We start from the raw sequence: 17205 nt of genomic DNA on the forward strand, positions 1-17205 counted from the left end.
TGATGACTACCTCACTGTTCAGCGGTTCGCGGCGACGAATCACATAAGTCCCGAAGCCGTGCTCTCTCGGATCCGCCGCGGCAAGTTGCGTGCGGAGAAACGCGGTGGTCGCTGGTGGGTGAAATGCACGGTTTGCACAGCATAGCCGTGCAGTGACGAGGACAGTAAGAGAGAATGGATCAAGATACGGAAGCGGCACATGGAAATGATCTGTGCGTTCACGTTGGTATCTCCTCTGGGCTCGACGCGACAGCCAATGGAAAATCAAGAGATTTATCGAGGTGAACGTGGCGCACGACCAACACACCGACGTAAGACCGCGAGGCTCGATCTCGATGGCCTACGCAATCACAAAACGCGTCGGCGCCCCGAGCACTTGCACATCGGATGACAATCCTTACGTGACCGGGATGACTCAGTCGATTCGGTCTTGTCAACAGAGCGATCCGAGTGAACAAACGAAAGAGCACGGACGCGTGCCACCAAACGTTCCACCCGGCTGCAGCAAGTCTTGTAGCAAATGGCGCACACGCTCCATCTCGGTTTTGAACGTGAGCCACCACACGCTTACGGCCTGGAGCATAGGAAGAGAGATGCTTTGCTCGCAAGTCGCACAGTTGCGAGTTTCCCTGATCATAACTTGAACGTCCGTCTCACACCCGTAGCAGCGGCAAATGTATCCAGGTCATTTCGCCTATTCGGGCCTCGGCTCGCGCACCGGTGTCAAACGGAACAAATCTGATTTCGCTGGGATGCGCGCCAGAACCTGGCTGCAGAAGGAGATAGCCGATGATGTCACCAAGACTGATGTCAGTCCTCGGGTCGATGGTAGCGGTCGAGCGTATGTTTTGGAAACTTAGAGAATTGATCGACGGCGACAGCTCGATCCCACCTGATGTTCGAGAGACGCTTCACATAATGTTAGACGCAAAGCTTCTTGCCGCAAAGGACAAGATCGTGGGCGACGCGCGCGCTGCAATTGATGCAACTCCCGATTTGCCGCAGGCGGCCCGCGACCGCGCATACAGATCGCTCGGCTCTGCAATGAAAATGTTCATGTCCAGCGAACCGCACCGCACTCCGCATGCTCGTAGCGAAATCGGTATCTCCAGCGCTCATCGCAAGATGCATTGACGCATGCTCCGCTCCATCGAGCGCTTGCCGCGAAAGGGCTAGGTTAACCTACTCAAACCGGCGACAAGAAGACATCGCCTCCATTTTTTCGAGACTGCCAAGCGATGCATGTAAGGCAGCGTCTTTCTCATCACAGATTGTTCCATCAGTAGGCAAGGCCTGGAAAGATGGCTACGGCACCTTCTCCGGCACCATCGCTCGTAATTCCGGCCCTCGGTCTCAGAGGATGAGTGCGGTCCCCTTGCACTTCAATGCGGCCGGCTGGCGGCCTGCCGACCCGCAAACAGCGCGTGACGACAGTTGCGCCAGCGCGTGGGACGATGCCGTCGAGACAAGTGCACCACTCTGACCAGACCACATCGATCGCCATCACGAGTTTCCTTTCCTGCAACGATCACCGCGTGTGGACTGCTCCGCAAGTGATCTGCAGAGCTGTGTCAGGCTAAGGGAAGAGAGATCCAGAACGCTCGCCCGACGTCGCTTTGATCTCGCATCAGGATCAACGTTGAGCTCACCGTGACCAATAGTTCCTTGCCCAGTTCGATTTGCTGAACTCGCCTACCTAAACTGAGAGGTTTCGAAGGTGCGGCTTCCTGCCTAGAACTCGACTTGCGATGGTCAGTACAGCGGATGCATCATGAAGCCTGACGAGCGCCTCGCCGAAGTAATCGAAAATAGCGCGTGTTTTGATAATGAGGCATGGGAGGTGTGGGCACAGTGCCTCTCACCCACCGAGCGGCTGGCGTATATTCGCAAGCATCGCTCTCACTTCCGGTTCACAGATTACGATGAAGTAATAGCTGTTGTACGCGGTCGTCGCTTCACCGGTTGCTCATCGCAGCTCCTTACATGGCGCCACAGGATACGCGCAAGGACGCTGCAAAGCGCTTTGCTCTTCTCGGTTGCGGTTTGGCTGGGGGTCATCTGGCTTGCGGTGCGCTTCATCCGCTGAATCAGCAGCCGGGTTTTCGTCCACACCTGAGCGTCACTGTGTTCGCACGCGAGTGAGCACTGCGGCGTCGTTGGAGATGATCTGAAAAGCCGCAACCGGACCCAGCGTTCGGTTCGAACATTCCATTAGGCGCTAAGGTTAGGATGCAGTTACAGCAATTCTCACCGACGTTGTTAAGACGCACGAGGCTGGGGACGCCAAGACAAGAGAGTTGAAATGAAGAACTTGTTGCTTGCGATTGGAAGCATTGTGGCGTTTGGCGCGGCGGCGCCGGCATTCGGTGCAGATCTGACTGGACTGCCAGCCAAGCTCTCTACACCAAAGCTCCGGGGCCTGTCGCGGCTGCAATCTACGACTGGAGCGGCTACAACGTGGGTATGAACGGCGGCTTGGCCTCAAGCTCGAATTGCTGGGATTGCGATGGCGGCAAGCCTGAGGGCTGTCATGATGCGACCGGCGGAAGCGTGGGTGGCCAGATCGGCTATCGATGGCAGATGGGCCAGATCGTGCTTGGTCTTGAAGGCCAGGGGAACTGGGCTGATTTGACCGGCTGGAATCCAGCGCTGCTTTTTTGGATATCAACCCGACCAAGATTGATGCGATCGGCCTGGTAAAGGGCAGATCGGTTATGGCTTCGACCACGCACTGCTTTAGGCCAAAGCGGCGCCGCGGTGACGAGCAACACGTTTCGAAACATCTGGACGACGGGCGAGCCGGGTGGAGAAAGCAAGCACGTTCTTTGGGGCGGCGCCCGCGTTCTGCCCGAGCAGGATCGCTGGATGGGCGTAACGAAGCCATCGACCGAATCGTCTGCCCCCTAAATCAACAGCGCCCACAGGATACTTTTCGCTCTCGGCGCGCTCGGACAGCGCACCTCGCGGACCCCCTTCCCTCTTCTCAGAACTGATAGTAGAACTCCGTTCCCGTTTGAGCTATTCCTTCCAGGTCGATGAATACTTGCCGCCCAACCACGGCCACAGCCGATTGGCGGCCAATAGCCGAACTTTGAAGTCGCTGATGCTGGTTTCGAGTGCTGCGATGTGAGTAGCAAGACAAGTCGACAGTCGCTTGAGCCGGAGCACCTCCGCTATGGGTTGTTCCACATGAATGTGAGCTGTCACCCAGCGAAGGGGCATGGTGATTCAGGTCCTCGATACCCGTTCAAGTGACTGCGCTCCGCCCATTGTTTTTGTCGGCAAAAATCGGGCTGGTAACTGGATTGCCCGCGAAAAACGGGGCGCGTTTGGCGGGCTTTTTATCAACCGCGCCGAAGCTCTGAAATACGCTCTCTTCAAGAACGGACGCCAACCAGAGAACATCATCGAAGTGGCGCGTGAGATCGAGCTCGATATTCCCAGCCCGTGAACTGCAGAACACGAAGGATTGACCGCCCTTCTGCATCCGCTGACCCGTCGGAGCCGGGCACTCGCTAATCGATGTTATTGAGTGTGCGCACTTCAACCTTCAATTAGGCAGCCCACAGGCTTCCCGCTGCAGGTTCTATCGTCGGCAATCATCGGCCAATCATGCTTCCGGTCGATGAGCGCCACATCGTTATAAACCTGAACATCAGCCGTCCTGATTCGACTGCGACGACCCAAGATGAGAAGGACGCACCATCGACTGTTCCATCTGGCACACGTTTCATTTCGCGAGCATAGCGCAGAAGTTAAAGAACTAGTCTAGTCAGTTTCATCTGCATCGGGCTATCTTGAGGTGGAATGCGTTCGCGGGCGTAGCGCCATCTCGTTCGCAGCGATACTCAGAGACACTCAGATTCGCGGCGTCCGCCGCAAACATATTCAGCTTATGATTTGAGCCGCTAGATCATCGCAATCTTCGCATTGGTGGTCCGCGAAAAGGTAGTTCATTAAGCTAGCTGCGGGCGCGTAATTCGCTGCGCATTTCGCCGGAGCAACCCACAGTCGCCCCCTTACATTTCGACAGATCTGCGTCAGCGGGAACGGAAGCGCGGCCGTTACTTTAGATAAGACGCAGACGCCGTGCCTTGACGACGCACTGCGTACGGCTGGTCGTTTCCAGCTTTCGCATTGCATTTTTGACATGAAAGTTGACGGTGTTCTCGCTTACTTTCAGGATGACTCCGATGGCCCAGGATGACTTCCCCTCCTCGACCCATAGCAAGCACTGTTTTTCCCGTTCCGACAGCGCAACCTCTTGCACATCCGCCATGAGTTTCTCCTGAAGCCGAGAGGACGTGGATCGAGATCAGCAAATGCCATACCAGTCAGTGGCACCGCAAACGCTCGCGGCAGGACAAGATCTTGGGAGATTGCCGGTTCACTTCTCCGGAGACTGCAATCCAACTGCAGCCCTATGGACGGGATTGCGACATATGTCGAAAACGCAACTGCAGTATTTGAGACAACCGTAGCAGGTCGATATTTGCTGAACATCTGCGTGAGCTAGATATCACCCTTTGGTCAAGCGTTCCTCCCGCAAAGGGTGAATGCTCTGTGAAGAGCCGTAGCACCCGGCTCGCGAGCCGAGATCCTTCATTTGCACTAAAGCTTTCCTTTCCAACGTGTCGGCTCCGATCCACCCATCACAACAGCCCCGCGTTCGGCGCCACCCTACGGCGATAATGCAAGCTTTCGCGTCAATCAACTACCAACGCTGGTCATTGATCGGCATCACAACAAAACGGTATGAGCAGGGGGGCTTGCGCCAACCGAAGCTCGGCCTCCAGGACTTCTGTATGAAGTATCAACCACAATCCGCCCGGCCCAACGCAGGTCATCAATGCACTCGGCCGTCGCCTGTCGAAATGCTTCGTGCCCAGGTCTGCTCGAATGGCGAGCTCTCGTTTCTGATGGAAGCGCATGACGGCCTGGCCGCCACAATCGCTCAGCGGTCAGGATCTGGTTTGTCGATTGCTAGCTCGCTCGGCTATCGCGATGCCAATGAAGGTTCATGGACCCAGCTCGTCGAGAGCGTCAAACGAATAGTGGATTCGACCGAGCTACCTGTGGCTCGTTGACGGCGACGGGGGGTTCGGTAATTTCAACAATGAGCGCCTCTTGGCACGCAAACTCCGTCAGGGTGGCGCGGCCGGTGGCTCGCTCGAGGACAGCTGCTTTCCAAGATGAACTCGCTCATTGGAGAGCGGCATACGCTGGCTGATGTCGACGAATTCTCCGGTCGTCTGCGGGCTGTGAAGGATACGGTCACTGAAAACCTTGTTCTCGTGGCTAGGATCGAAGCGCTGATCGCCGGCCATGGATTGAACGAAGCCGTCTTGCGTGCTCATGCCGATGCCGACGCAATCTTGATTGATTCGCGAAAGAGTACCGCGGACGAGATGCTTCGTTTGTCAGCGAGTGGCGGAACCGGCTACCTGTTGTGATTGTTCCGACGACATACTATTGAACGCCTCAACCTCTCGTGAGGCGGGAATCTCCACGGTCGTCTGGGCCAATCACTCATTGCGAGCTGCGGCAGCTGCAATGCGGCGCGTCTGCGACAGTATCGCAGCGCAAGAGGGCGTTGCGGGCATTTAATCCCATATCGCCCCGCTCAGCGCGTTATTCGAGCTTCTGGGGTTGACGAATTCGCCGCGGCCGAAAAACAATATCTGCAGCCCAGCTAGTCCATGTCAGCAGGGTTGGCACCTAAAGTTCCTTTTTTCAAAACCGGCCGATGCGCCCCTAAGCCTCTCGTCGGTGTCGCTCCAGTATCAGCCAGCAAGGCCCGCGACCTAACTTCCGGGGACAGCTCCGGAACATCGGTAAACATCTGCCCCTGACGCTGAAGGAAGCTCACACGGCGGCTGATTCAGGTGTATGCGTTGCTGGCCATTCACACCTACCCCTCAAATTTCTGGGATGGTCGGACAAGCCTGCGGCACTTAGCACCGAACAGAGGCGTTCACGATGCTTGCGAGGCGAACGCGGGATGAAGAAGGCGAATGAAATGCCTCTGAATGCTCCCAAGCATGCTCTCATTCTCGCCGCTGCCAGTTGGCTCTCGACTGCGACCGCTTACGGATCTAAACTCGAAACCGCTAGCCCAAATCCATGGCACTGCCATCCTGAACAACGCGCTACATAACGTGATCTATCAAGATCGCCCCGCTGGCGGTTATCTCCCCCGCGCCAGCGAACCGCGGCCTGTCAATACCGTCATGCGGCACGGGCCGTCACGCCTCACCGATATCGCGCCGGGCGCCATTGTTGGAGGAGAATTTGCGAGTAATTGAAAGCTTCACCGGATGGGTACCTTGTGGAAGAAGAATTGACGCGCTTGAGCTGTGTGGTTAGGTGTGCTGCCGCAGCTCACGCATCGCGTTTTGCCATTGTGCGCGAGCTTAACAAAGTACAGATTTTCATCGAGTGCTTGCGCGTGCTAGGAACGAGGCCGTGAAGCATTGACGCGCGGTCCCGCTGCGCGCGAGGCGAGGGAGCCGTAAATCTAGCGTGCGCAGAATTCTGGCCTGCTTCTTGACGTTGTGCCCTTCTCCGCAACAGAGATGGGTCACGCCAGCAGCTTGGAGGTCGCGAAGCGCCCGTTTAATCGTGATGAGGCTGACTCCGAATTCCTCTCCAAGCATAGCAGTGGACGGAATTGGAGCATCCGGCTGATAAGTCTCATTGGAGATGCGCTTCAGAATCTCCTTGCTTACCGTCATGTGAAGCGATGAGCTGGGACGGAGACGACAAGGTGCTGTCGACATTTCGTTCCGATCTCCCTCTGGCCGAACGTATTCGCATTCCGATTGCGGCTAGTGGAACTGTCCCTAGCAATCTCGATCGTCAGCGAGGTGCCTTGATTGCGAACACGTAGCCCAGGGCGATGGCATACCTTATGCTTGGCATTTTCTGTCAACGTGCTGCATTGAATTGCGTTACGGCAGCTGGAATTGGGCCTTAGTAGCAATCTCCAGGATACAAAGACGAAATCTTGCTTGGCTTTGAGATGTATGAAATGATGGTCACGCTTTCCGTTTTTGGTCCCAGCCTGACTTCGGAACCGGCCTTGAACTCTGGCGGATCATGCTCCGTTGAAGCGCATGATAGGGAGTTCGCTGGAGGACGGCGTGGCATGGCCACCGAGCGCGAGTATCAAGCGACATCCTCCATCAACGACATTAGACCAAAAAGCGCATCACCCGTGTGAGCCAAAGTAGGAAAGCGTCGGTAAGCAACGACACCAGAGGCAGGAAACTTCAGTTCGGCCGGTTCGGCAGCAACATCACCTAATGGATAGACCCGTCCCGCCGGCTGGTTCGCCTTGACTTCATCGGCCGGTTTGGCAAATGGCTCGAACAGGCCGTCGCAAGGCGCGTAGATGGAGTTGTGCGGGCTTTGATATTTGAGAATCACGGACGAGCTGGGCTCGATGCGGTCCATAGCCGGAAGAATTTCATAATCGTGCAGAACCCGTCTCAGGCCACGCTCAGCGATCCGCAGCCCACGTTGTGAGAGAGTGGCCCCGAAACCCAGCTCAGTCGTCAGAGCAGGAATTCCGTGTTGCTCAGCAGCGGCGTAGAGAGTTGACCCGGCACCTGCACCCGCGCCATGGGTAATCGCCCCAAATGGTGCGTCAAAGCTTTTCAGAAGCCGCAAAATCGCGGCAGCCTCAGCGTCGTTCCGGCCGGAGCGGGCGAGCGCGACCGGCAAATAGTCCAGCGACCGGCCTCCGGAGTGAAGATCAAGGACCACATCCGCCAGAGGAAAAAGTTCTGACGTCACATAGTGGGCGATCATTGCGGTTGGCCCACCATTTGCGTGGCCCGGAAACTCACGATTGAGGTTACCGCCGTCAAGTGGAGAATTCCGGCGACCAGCGCTAACGGCGGGCCAATTCAGAGCAGGAAGGATAATGATTCGACCGCGCAGATTTGCGCTTGAAGACAACTCCCGTGCGAGATTGCGTAGCGCGATTTGGCCCTCGTACTCGTCGCCGTGCGTTCCTGCTGTCAATAGAGCGGTTGGTCCGCTACCGCCGTTGAAACAGAGTATGGGAACAGGTATCCAGCCGTAGGCGGATATGTCGGACGAATATGGGACGCGGGCATAGTCCGCCTGCATTCCAGTTGCCGAAAAATCGATCTTGCTCCACACGCGGCTTTTCATTGTTAACCCTGTTCAGTAAGCGATCTGGCTGTCATCGCTCGGCTCACGCAACGAAATTTTCTTCGCTTGCAGGTCGACGACTAGGGCGGGACCATGCGGGCTTGATATAGATTTTACAGATCGACTGGGCAATCGCTCGGGCGCGATCTCGCTCAGAAATTCAGGACCACTTTCGGTAGCTCGAAAGACTTCTTCGGTCTGATACACGCCGCCCGTCATCTCAAGCTTCGGTTCAAGATGCAGGACCATGTCTTCCAGAATGATCTCGTTCGAGCCGGCCATCAATGATGGCAGTTCCGTTAACGCGTTACCTGAGCCGTGGCCAACACGACGCGCCGCCGTCAGGCGAGACTGGTTGCGCTCCGACCAGAGTTCCTCAAAGGGACGATAGACTATGGCGCCGGTCATCCCAGGCCTTATCTTCTCTGCTAATCGAATTGTCACGCCTCTCACGAACCCGTCAGGTCTTCCTGCTCTGGCGTTGCTCTACTGATCTTTCGCGACCCGATCCGGATCACTGATCTGATCAGCACGGCGTGCGCCTATATCAACCCAGATGAAGTTGCCGCGGGCCAATGGAACGTTGTAGTTCGGTTGTCCGTAAGTCTTTCCTGCGGGATCAAAGCGAAGTGGAAGCCGGTCGACGCTATCGGCCCCCAGCGCGATCATTCGCTGCTTGAGCAATTGGCCGAACTCATATTCATCCATGTCGAGGCGCAGATCGGCCAAACTAGCAAAAAAGCTCGCCGTTGCTATGCGACGGGCCTGACGTTTGGTGGCCAGCTCGTGCTGACTTTTGACGAGCCGCTGCTGCCAGATGAGGTCGGCTGTGCGATAGCCTACACTTGCGCTGCGCCGCCCTCATGTAATCGATCAGTGCGATCGATCCGCGCCCAAACATGTCGGGTCCATAGTCAAATCGAACAGCAGCACCGGCCGAGAGATCATTCAGAAACTCGCCTGCGGCGGATACTGCGACTTCGGTGTAGCCATGATGATAGATGGGCTGAACGTGGCGGTTCGGCCATGCTTGCGCATTGCGCTCTTCCGAGCTGCTAATGATTATTGCAATCCTGGCGCGATCATGTCGCGCAATCGCTAACAGCGGCTTGGTATCCAGAGTCCAGAATAGCGTTCTGAACCCGGAGTAATAATCACAATTCTGCCATGACGTCAGAATCACGGCATCGACATTTGCATCTGCTATGTTGGCGCACAGGCGGGCAATGACCTCCGCTTCACCCAGGCAGGTGGAGGCAATGCCATGTTGTTCTCCATCGCTTAATTTCATTTGCATGAGGTCGACTTCGCAGGCGACTGGCCGGTATGAGGGGGGTTCTGCCAAGGTCTGAAGCTGCGGCGGCTAACATCATACGTGATATACTGCTATGTCAGCCGGCTTCCTCAGAGCCGACATACCAGATATACTCGCCCAAAGTGGCGCAGCGAATCTGCCCGACGCAAGCGCCTACCAATCGTTCTAGCGCTGCAGAAGATTCTAAAAAGGGACCCAATGGTTGCAACCAAGGACGCAGATGCGCCCCGGCGGTGGTCAAACGCATCATATGAAGGCGATGGAGGCATTGGCACAAAAGCGCACATAGGCATGATCGTGATGGATAACGCTCAGACTCTGTCACATGAAGCGCGTGGCATGCTTACCTTACCTGGCGTGGCGCTGTATCGAATCTCGACACCGGGAAATGGTGCAACTTCGCTTCGGTTGATCTATTGAAGGATGCGTTCTCTGGACTTGACGAAGCGCTGGCTCACATCAACGCAACGCGTCCGTCCTTTGAGTTTCGACCTGAGGACAAATAACTCCGCGACTTGATCGAGATCAATGCCTCGCTCAGAAAAATCGTGAAGGCTTTGTCGCAAGAACGATCATGAGCTACGACTTCCCTGAGCGTGATGCAACGCCTGCTACAGCGAAATAGCTTTGCGGAATCGACTATCGTTAGACTACCCAAATAGCCCTCCAGACCTGCCGCTCGCGGGCAGTTCATACGATGCCGGCCGGCCCTCTTCGGGTGGTACGTATCGCGATAGGTCCGCGCAGAAAAGCAGAAGCGCTTGATATTAGGCCCCATGGACATCAGCTCGAACAACAACGAAACGCTGTGCGTCGCTCCGCCCCCCGCGTCGCTCGAAGGGTTTGCTAGTCTCTCGGTACCGCTTTATCGAGCTTCAACGATTGTTTTCCCAAACGCAGCGGCCTATCGCGCGCGTGCGACACGGTCGCCGGATGGCTATACCTATGGCCTCTCTGGAACTCCAACAACCCGGACGTTGGAGAACCAGCTGGCGGCAATTCATTCCGCAAGCCGATCTATCATCGTGCCGTCGGGGCAGTGCGCGATAACATCCGTTATGCTCGGCCTGGTGAACCATGGCGAGCACTTGTTGATCGCCGACAATGTCTATCCTCCGGTGAAGCTATTCGCGCGGACAATCCTTCAGTCCTTTGGAGTCGATACAGAGTACTTTGATCCGACTCGTCTCGCCGACCTCGACGCCAAGTTCCGACCTGGCGCAACCAAGCTAGTTTGGGTTGAGTCGCCGGGCTCAACCACGATGGAAATCTGCGATATCCCGGCCATCGCAGCGAGGTGCAGAAGATCTGGCGCGCTTCTGGGATGCGACAATACATGGGCGACTGGTTTGCTGTGTAGACCTCTAAGCCTGGGCGTGGATATCGTGGCCGAGGCGCTTACTAAATATGCAGGTGGTCACTCCGACCTACTTCTCGGTGCGATCATTCTTGATGATCTTGATCTGTATGCGCGTTTTCGGAGCACTTTGGGCGCTCTGGGGGTGGGCACATCCCCCGATGATTGCTCGCAGGCGTTACGGGGCATCCAAACGATGGCTCTTCGGATAAGGCACGCGGGCGCACTTGGCGAGCTATTCGCGCATCGCTTGGAAAAGTCAGGTCTTAAGGTCTTGCATCCATCTCTTCCTTCGTTCTCTGGGCATGCCTTATGGCAGCGTGACTTCGCGGGCTGCTCCGGTGTTTTTAGTCTTCTACTGCAGGGCGTCGATGTCGGCAAAGTTGACCGTGCTCTCGACCAGTTGAGGACGTTTGTCATCGGTGCTTCTTGGGGAGGAACGCGAAGCATTGTCGCCCCCATGACTGTCGCAGGCGAGCGGCAGGCAATGCCCTCGGAATTGCACCGAAGCTATATCCGACTGAGCCTTGGTCTGGAAAGCGCTGAAGAACTTTGGCGCGATCTTGAAAGAATGTCGGATGTTCTCTTGGGCTGATGTGCAACTGCACGTAACCCACGCTTAACGTTCGAGATATCGACGGGGCAATCTCAGGAACAGCGGGAGAGTTCGTTTCTGCTTCAAGGCTGAAACGGCGCCGACGGAGCAATCGCCCCGGAAACGCTTAGACAAAAGTACCGCTTTTCGGGGTTTAGCTCTGAAAAGCAGGACGGCAGTTCTGCGCCGATGGTGAAAGTCGTAGCCCTAGTGAGTGGGTGCGATGAAGCCCTTAGGCCAATGACAGAGGGGGGCAAATCACCCGCCGTGCGCGGGAAGTAACACCTATGACCACACCCGATACATCTTGCGTTTCCGTAATCGGCGCTGGAATTGCCGGCATCACAACGGCCTATCACCTCGCCAGGCGTGGCTGCCGGGCGACAGTCTTCGGCCGCTAGCCCCTGCAGTCGAGCTTTTGGAGACGCGCATGTGAGCGATGCCTTCGACACGATGCCGGTGAAGTCGGACCGCAACGACGCGCGTAACATCGCGCAGCTGATGCGGCTAGCCTGATTACGGCCGGTGCACTGCAAGTTATCGACGCGCAGGAAGTGCGAGCCCTGCTGACGGCGCGCAAGCTGGTGCAGAGCACGCTGCTGGACGTTGAGAACAGCCTGCGCGGAATCTTGCACGGCTTTGGTTCGCTCGGTTTCGATCTGGCCAGGATCGGACCGGAGGCTGGACCGCTATCGCAATAGCTTTATGCGGCCATGACGCCTGCGCTGCGGTGGAAACTCCCTTCACCAACGGTGGCCGGCTCTCTGCCTCGAACGCCGAGGTCTGGAACAGCTGGTCCACGGTACTGAAGGACATCAAGTTGATGTTCACGGCGGGAGCCTTGCTTCTCGTCAATCCGACACCGTCTTGGCACAAGATGTCGTGGATGGCGCAATTCGCTACGTCCATCCCGAAATACGAAGAGAACACAATCGCAACAGCACGCGAAGGGCGCGAACTCATCCCATGCGGATGGCGCAGGATGAAGAGATCACGGTCGAGTGTGAGAGAAAAGAAGCATCCTGCGCTTCCGTCACAGCAAGACCAAGTTCGACCCGGCAGCTCGGGTTTCCGCACTGCTGGCCAGGGGTGGCCTCGAGCGCCGAGCGGTGACGGCTGAGGAGATTTGCGCGATCGAGCCGTCGCTCAGACCCATTCGCTCGCGGTTCTTGAGCGCCCGCCCGACCCGATCCACAACACGCGACCATCGCGCACCTGGCCAGGTTCGCTGTTCCAGATTGTGGACTTGACGCAATTGTCGCACCGACAGGCTCTCGGCAGAGGTCCGAAATTAGAACGTCAGTGGCTCGACTATGCAAAACAGTAACAGGCACGGACCAAGATGGCTCGAGCTTGCGTTTCTCGAAGGAGCGATACAGAGCGTTCTATGAAATCATCGCCATCCAATACGATGCTGGTCAGGCGTGTCGATGTTAGAATAAAGACAATCGATGCGTAAGATTTCCGACAACCTGTGCCGGGCCGAACGCGCCAGTCTTTGTTCGTACTCACGTGCATCCCCGGCGCGCTAAAATGCATTACCAAAAGTCGCAAAGCGCTGCTTATTGACCCGGATGTTCGCCTCCACAGTGCGGCCGAACTACGATAATATGAGTTTCGAAGACGCAAATTGCGGGACAGTAATTTTCAGGCCTCCGATCACATATAAGGCGCAGCGCCTTGCGATCAGTGCCCTCAAAATTGCTTACCTTGGCACGATACCTGCTCATCTTCTCGTCAGAGCTCTTTCGCAGATCGCTTGTGTTTATCCAAGCGCCCCGTGGCGGAGCGAAGATGGGATGCGATTACTTAAATGAATGACGCTGGATCGAACTACTCCATAATCAAACTGCAAGTCACGCGGCTGAGGCCCACCGAAGAAATTGACATTGAACGAGCTAGGCTGCTGGCAAAGGCAATCAAGGAAGAGGGCAGGTGGACGGAGCCGATCTTAGTTGAACGCAGCCATTCTGTGATCATGGACGGTCACCATCGCTGCTTCTGTGCGATCGGACTCTGTTTGGCCGTCGTTCCATGCGTCCTGCTTTCCTACGACGACCCCAATTTGGAAGTAACCTATTGGGCCGATGGGGCACCTGTTGATGCGGCGCGTATTATCAAAGCCGGCCTTTCAGGTGATCTGATGAAATACAAGACAACACGACACCGGCTACATGTCCCACTGCCATCTTGCTCGGTGAACCTCGATGAGTTGAGACGACAATCACTGAAACAGCTGGTGGCTCAAAACGGATTGAAATGATGGGCCCTTTGTTGCTTGAGAATTTAGTGGAGCTACATCGCCCATCGAGCGAAGTTCGCGCTGGCTGATCGGCAAATAGCTGCTTGTTGGATAGTTTACTGTAAGGTGGCCGCGCTGCCGCAATGCTAGTGCCCCAAACCAGAAGGCCGCAATATAGGGTGACGGGCGTTGCGGTAGGAATAGCTGCCGCGGTCCTTCCGTCGAGCCTCATCGGCCGTGTGTGCACGATCGGAACCGGCGTGGGACTGTGCTTTCCCAGCTTCTGCCTGGGCATCGTGCTGATGCTGGTGTTGTTAATTCACCTCAATTGGTTCCCCTCCGGCGGTGCGGAGAGCTGGCGCAGCCTGGTTCTGCCGGCAGTCACCATGGCGCCCGCAAGCTCCGCCGTGCTTGCCCGCTACACCCATGTCGCCGTTCGCGAAGCGCTGGACAGCCGGTATGTGTCGGCTGCGCTTACGCGCGGCATTCCGTTCTGGCGGATGTTGATCCACCACGTATTGCCCAATGCGGCGGCTCCGATCCTGACGATTCTTGGCCTCTTCATCGGCCGAACGGTAACCGCCTTACCGTGGTCGAGACGGTCTTCTCATGGCCGGGTATACAAACCTCTTCCTCACTTCAGTCGCAAACAGGGATGTTCCAGTGGTGCAGGCAATTGTCCTGCTTGCTGGCACTGCGATGATCATCACCAACCTGGCCGTCGATCTCGGTTACACCTGGCTCGGTCCGCGCTCGAACTCGTCAGAGACATAGATGAGCATTGCCTGGGCGTATGAATGGACTTGGAACATCTTTCGTTCTTCGAAAGCCCAACGCCGCTCTCGTAAGCAGCCCAAATGGGACTCCATGGTGCCGCGATGTGGATTGTCGGATGTGTGTTGATTGCCGCACTGGCTCAGGTGATCTCCGCCTATCCTCCAGCACAGATCTCCTTGGATGCACGGCTTTGGCCGCCACCATTCTTCGGCGGTAGCTGGACCATTTGTTGGGCATTGACGAGCTCGGTCGGGACGACCTGGCTCGCTTGATATATTCGATCCAGATCAGCATGCTCGTTGCGGTGGGCGGGACCTTCATCAGTACCCTGCTGGGCGTTTCGTTGGGCTTCCTCGCGGCCGAGCTTGGCGGACTGATTGAAATGGCTCCCGGTTTGGGGACCAGAGGCTAAGTTGGAAAAGGGCCGCTCCGTTTGATAGACGGAGGGCATGATGACGAAGAAGACGAGACGGAAAATGGACGGGGCACTGAAGGCGAAGATTGCGCTGGAGGCGGCGCGGGAGCAGGCGACGGTGACCGAGCTGGCTCAGCGCTGTGAGGTGCACCCGAACCAAATCTATGCGTGGAAGAAACAACTTCTGGAACAGGCGGCGCGGGCCTTTGACGCGGGTGTCGGGCGGGAGAGCGAGGAAACGCGCGAACGCGAGATCGAAAAGCTGCACGCCAAGATCGGGCAATTGACCATGCGATTCTGGCGTGGCGGCTGTCGAACACGATGGACGTCTCGTTCTGCGTGGCGGTTTTGGAGAGGCGCTGGCGAAGTACGGCACGTCGGAGATTTTCAACACCGGCCCAGGGCAGCCAGTTCACCAGCACGGCCTTCACCGGCGCGCTGGCGGGCGCAGGGATCAAGATCTCGATGGATGGCCACGGCCGCTGGATGGACAACGTCTTCATCGAGCGGCTGTGGCGGTCGCTTAATCATGAGAATATCTATGTCGAGGGCTATGCCGACGGCCGCGAGGCCAAAGCAGGGATCGCAAACTGGATCGCCTTCTACAACGATCGCCGCCTTCATCAGGCGCTCGGCTATCGCGCGCCGATGGCGCTCTGGCGCGAACGGATGCGCACCGCGAAGGCTGTGGACATGGTGGACAACGCTGACGCGTTGACCACATGCCACAGCAACAGCAGCAGACAGAGTCTCTGGCAGAGTGATAGAAAGTGATCAGGGGCGGTCAGTTTGCAACTAACAAACCGGCTCAATTGATCCCGTTCCGCGGGTCCATTTCATGATCGACGAGAGAGTCATGGCATTTGTCGATGTGCAGGCTGCTGTGCCGTTCATGATGACCGCACTTCTTGTCATAACGATATTTGGCAATTCGCTGGGACCCTTCGTCTGTCTTGTGGGCGCGCACGGCTGAGAACGCCAAGCCCGCATCGCGAGAGGCCTTGCTTTGATGGCCCGCAATCGGCTCCATGTAACGGCGGCCCGGACCTATGACGCTTCGCGGGTTCATATCTACGCAAGGCATATTCTCCCAGCCTGTGCACCGACCATCGTGGTCGGCACGACGCTTGGGCTCACCGAGACGGTTCTCCTGGAAAGCACCCTGAGCTTTCTGGGAATGGGGATACAACCGCCCCCGTCCAGCTTGGGCAATATAGCGGGATTCGGCAGTGACTATTTGCTGACCACCTGGTGGATCGCCCTCGCGCCAGGGTTCGTCATCGGGGACAGCGATCGCCCTCATGACAATCAGCGCGTCCCTACCCCGGACGGGACCTCGCCCAGCTTCTTTCACAGCCATCTGAGGAGACGTCATGTCGCGTCCGGACGTCGAACGCTCAACAACTCAAATGATCAGGAACATGCCTCTGTATCAGCAGAAGAGGAACTTCCATTGGGTGGTCTGCGAAGGGAACGCGAGACTCCACCCCGCGCCATTGTGGTGTTGTCCACCATCTCGAGCAGCGCCGGTAGATGACGCCGTACAAGGAATAGCATTTTGCGCTCGACCGGAGTGGCGCCGCCTGAATGGTAGGCATTGATCATCAAATCGATCGGGCCTGCATCATGAACGATTCCCTTTCTCCATGCTGACGTCGCCAGCACCAACTTCTCGCTTGAGGAAAGTAGGTGTAGCGCGCGAGAAAGAACTCGAACTCGTTCGGTTTGAACTTGGGAAAGTCGACATAACGCCGCGCCGGGCGGCCAATGACATCTGGCAAAGCGGCCAGCAACGCTAGTCGATGAAGGTCAAAGGGCAATCTGAAGATCCGGCTATATCCAAGGAATATCTCGTCGGCACCTTCGCCGGTAAGGAGAACCTTGTGAGAGTGGCTGACCGCTCGCGCAGGCAAATACATCGCCGCTTCGTCGTGCATGTCGATTGGATGACCGCGTAATGCTGCAAGGCGCTTAGCGACATCCAGGCTCATTGCCCCAGGCAGCTGGACCAAGACGTGGGAGAGCTTGAGGGATTTCGCGACCTCGACAGCATAAGGGCTTTCGTCGTATGCATCGTTGCATACGATTTCAGTAAAGCGTGTCGACTTTTGCGACGAGTGCCTTTGAATCGAGCCCTCCGGAAAGCAGCGCAGCGACTGGAGTGTGCGGCAGCAAATGTTCCTCCACGGCGCTGCCGATCAAGGGTTTGAGAGAACTGCAATCATCACTCTCATTGAGGTAGACAGGGCGGATTCAAACGGTCGTCGCAACACCAGGAGTTTGGAGGTTGCGATGAACGTTGTAAGGCGCAGATCGGCGCGGT

Annotated in this window: 12 protein-coding genes, 7 pseudogenes and 1 riboswitch; of the genes and pseudogenes, 12 read left to right on the forward strand and 7 right to left on the reverse strand. The window is 56.7% G+C overall.

Going from position 1 to position 17205, the window contains the following annotated elements:
• Positions 1–789 precede the first annotated feature (789 nt).
• From AC0L21_RS31850 to AC0L21_RS31860, 3 genes are all read left to right on the forward strand, one after another.
• Positions 790–1134, forward strand: coding sequence for a hypothetical protein (locus AC0L21_RS31850; protein ID WP_473265655.1), 345 nt, complete (start codon positions 790–792; stop codon positions 1132–1134).
• A 637-nt stretch (positions 1135–1771) separates the two neighbouring features.
• A complete protein-coding gene (locus AC0L21_RS31855; RefSeq protein ID WP_231189093.1) occupies positions 1772–2086 on the forward strand; it encodes a hypothetical protein in 315 nt (104 codons plus the stop codon).
• A gap of 1134 nt (positions 2087–3220) precedes the next feature.
• Entirely contained in the window at positions 3221–3451 is a 231-nt protein-coding gene (locus AC0L21_RS31860) for a hypothetical protein (protein ID WP_231189095.1), read from the forward strand.
• Positions 3452–4069: 618 nt separating this feature from the next.
• Here AC0L21_RS31860 and AC0L21_RS31865 read toward each other — a convergent pair.
• Positions 4070–4264: pseudogene (locus AC0L21_RS31865) on the reverse strand (response regulator transcription factor); the annotation flags it as partial.
• A gap of 610 nt (positions 4265–4874) precedes the next feature.
• Here AC0L21_RS31865 and AC0L21_RS31870 point away from each other — a divergent pair.
• A pseudogene (locus AC0L21_RS31870) lies at positions 4875–5696 on the forward strand (isocitrate lyase/phosphoenolpyruvate mutase family protein).
• Between the two features lie 735 nt (positions 5697–6431).
• On the opposite strand, the gene AC0L21_RS31875 reads toward AC0L21_RS31870, so the two are convergent.
• From AC0L21_RS31875 to AC0L21_RS31895, 5 genes are all read right to left on the reverse strand, one after another.
• Positions 6432–6779 carry a GntR family transcriptional regulator gene (locus AC0L21_RS31875; RefSeq protein ID WP_473265656.1) on the reverse strand — a complete coding sequence of 116 codons (348 nt, stop codon included), beginning with the start codon at positions 6777–6779 and terminating at the stop codon, positions 6432–6434.
• 388 nt (positions 6780–7167) lie between these two features.
• Positions 7168–8181, reverse strand: coding sequence for a succinylglutamate desuccinylase/aspartoacylase family protein (locus tag AC0L21_RS31880; protein WP_204513551.1), 1014 nt, complete (start codon positions 8179–8181; stop codon positions 7168–7170).
• A gap of 12 nt (positions 8182–8193) precedes the next feature.
• The gene (locus tag AC0L21_RS31885) at positions 8194–8634 is read right to left on the reverse strand and encodes a M24 family metallopeptidase (protein ID WP_473265657.1); all 441 of its coding nucleotides are present in this window, start codon (positions 8632–8634) and stop codon (positions 8194–8196) included.
• Positions 8635–8667: 33 nt separating this feature from the next.
• On the reverse strand, positions 8668–8910 hold the full coding sequence (locus tag AC0L21_RS31890) for a hypothetical protein (protein ID WP_473265658.1): 243 nt from the start codon (positions 8908–8910) through the stop codon (positions 8668–8670).
• 1 nt (position 8911) lies between these two features.
• Complete coding sequence (locus tag AC0L21_RS31895; RefSeq protein ID WP_473265659.1) at positions 8912–9478, reverse strand: hypothetical protein; 567 nt, start codon at positions 9476–9478, stop codon at positions 8912–8914.
• A gap of 794 nt (positions 9479–10272) precedes the next feature.
• Here AC0L21_RS31895 and AC0L21_RS31900 point away from each other — a divergent pair.
• The 8 genes and pseudogenes from AC0L21_RS31900 (at position 10273) to AC0L21_RS31935 (ending at position 16419) form a co-directional block, all read left to right on the forward strand.
• Positions 10273–11448: a trans-sulfuration enzyme family protein gene (locus tag AC0L21_RS31900; protein ID WP_473265660.1), complete on the forward strand. Its 1176-nt coding sequence runs from the start codon at positions 10273–10275 to the stop codon at positions 11446–11448.
• Positions 11449–11501: 53 nt separating this feature from the next.
• Positions 11502–11601: riboswitch (glycine riboswitch) on the forward strand.
• A 134-nt stretch (positions 11602–11735) separates the two neighbouring features.
• Entirely contained in the window at positions 11736–11849 is a 114-nt protein-coding gene (locus AC0L21_RS31905; RefSeq protein WP_473265661.1) for an FAD-dependent oxidoreductase, read from the forward strand.
• 5 nt (positions 11850–11854) lie between these two features.
• A pseudogene (locus AC0L21_RS31910) lies at positions 11855–12092 on the forward strand (IS110 family transposase); the annotation flags it as partial.
• 1169 nt (positions 12093–13261) lie between these two features.
• Entirely contained in the window at positions 13262–13711 is a 450-nt protein-coding gene (locus AC0L21_RS31915; RefSeq protein WP_231189105.1) for a ParB N-terminal domain-containing protein, read from the forward strand.
• Between the two features lie 122 nt (positions 13712–13833).
• Positions 13834–14262: pseudogene (locus tag AC0L21_RS31920) on the forward strand (ABC transporter permease subunit); the annotation flags it as partial.
• A 657-nt stretch (positions 14263–14919) separates the two neighbouring features.
• Positions 14920–15099, forward strand: a pseudogene (locus AC0L21_RS31925) (transposase); the annotation flags it as partial.
• Positions 15100–15176: 77 nt separating this feature from the next.
• A pseudogene (locus tag AC0L21_RS31930) lies at positions 15177–15656 on the forward strand (transposase); the annotation flags it as partial.
• 235 nt (positions 15657–15891) lie between these two features.
• A complete protein-coding gene (locus AC0L21_RS31935) occupies positions 15892–16419 on the forward strand; it encodes an ABC transporter permease (RefSeq protein WP_473265662.1) in 528 nt (175 codons plus the stop codon).
• Positions 16420–16486: 67 nt separating this feature from the next.
• On the opposite strand, the pseudogene AC0L21_RS31940 reads toward AC0L21_RS31935, so the two are convergent.
• Positions 16487–17069: pseudogene (locus AC0L21_RS31940) on the reverse strand (asparagine synthase-related protein).
• Between the last annotated feature and the right edge of the window lie 136 nt (positions 17070–17205).

The organism is Bradyrhizobium sp. WSM4873 (assembly GCF_055811355.1).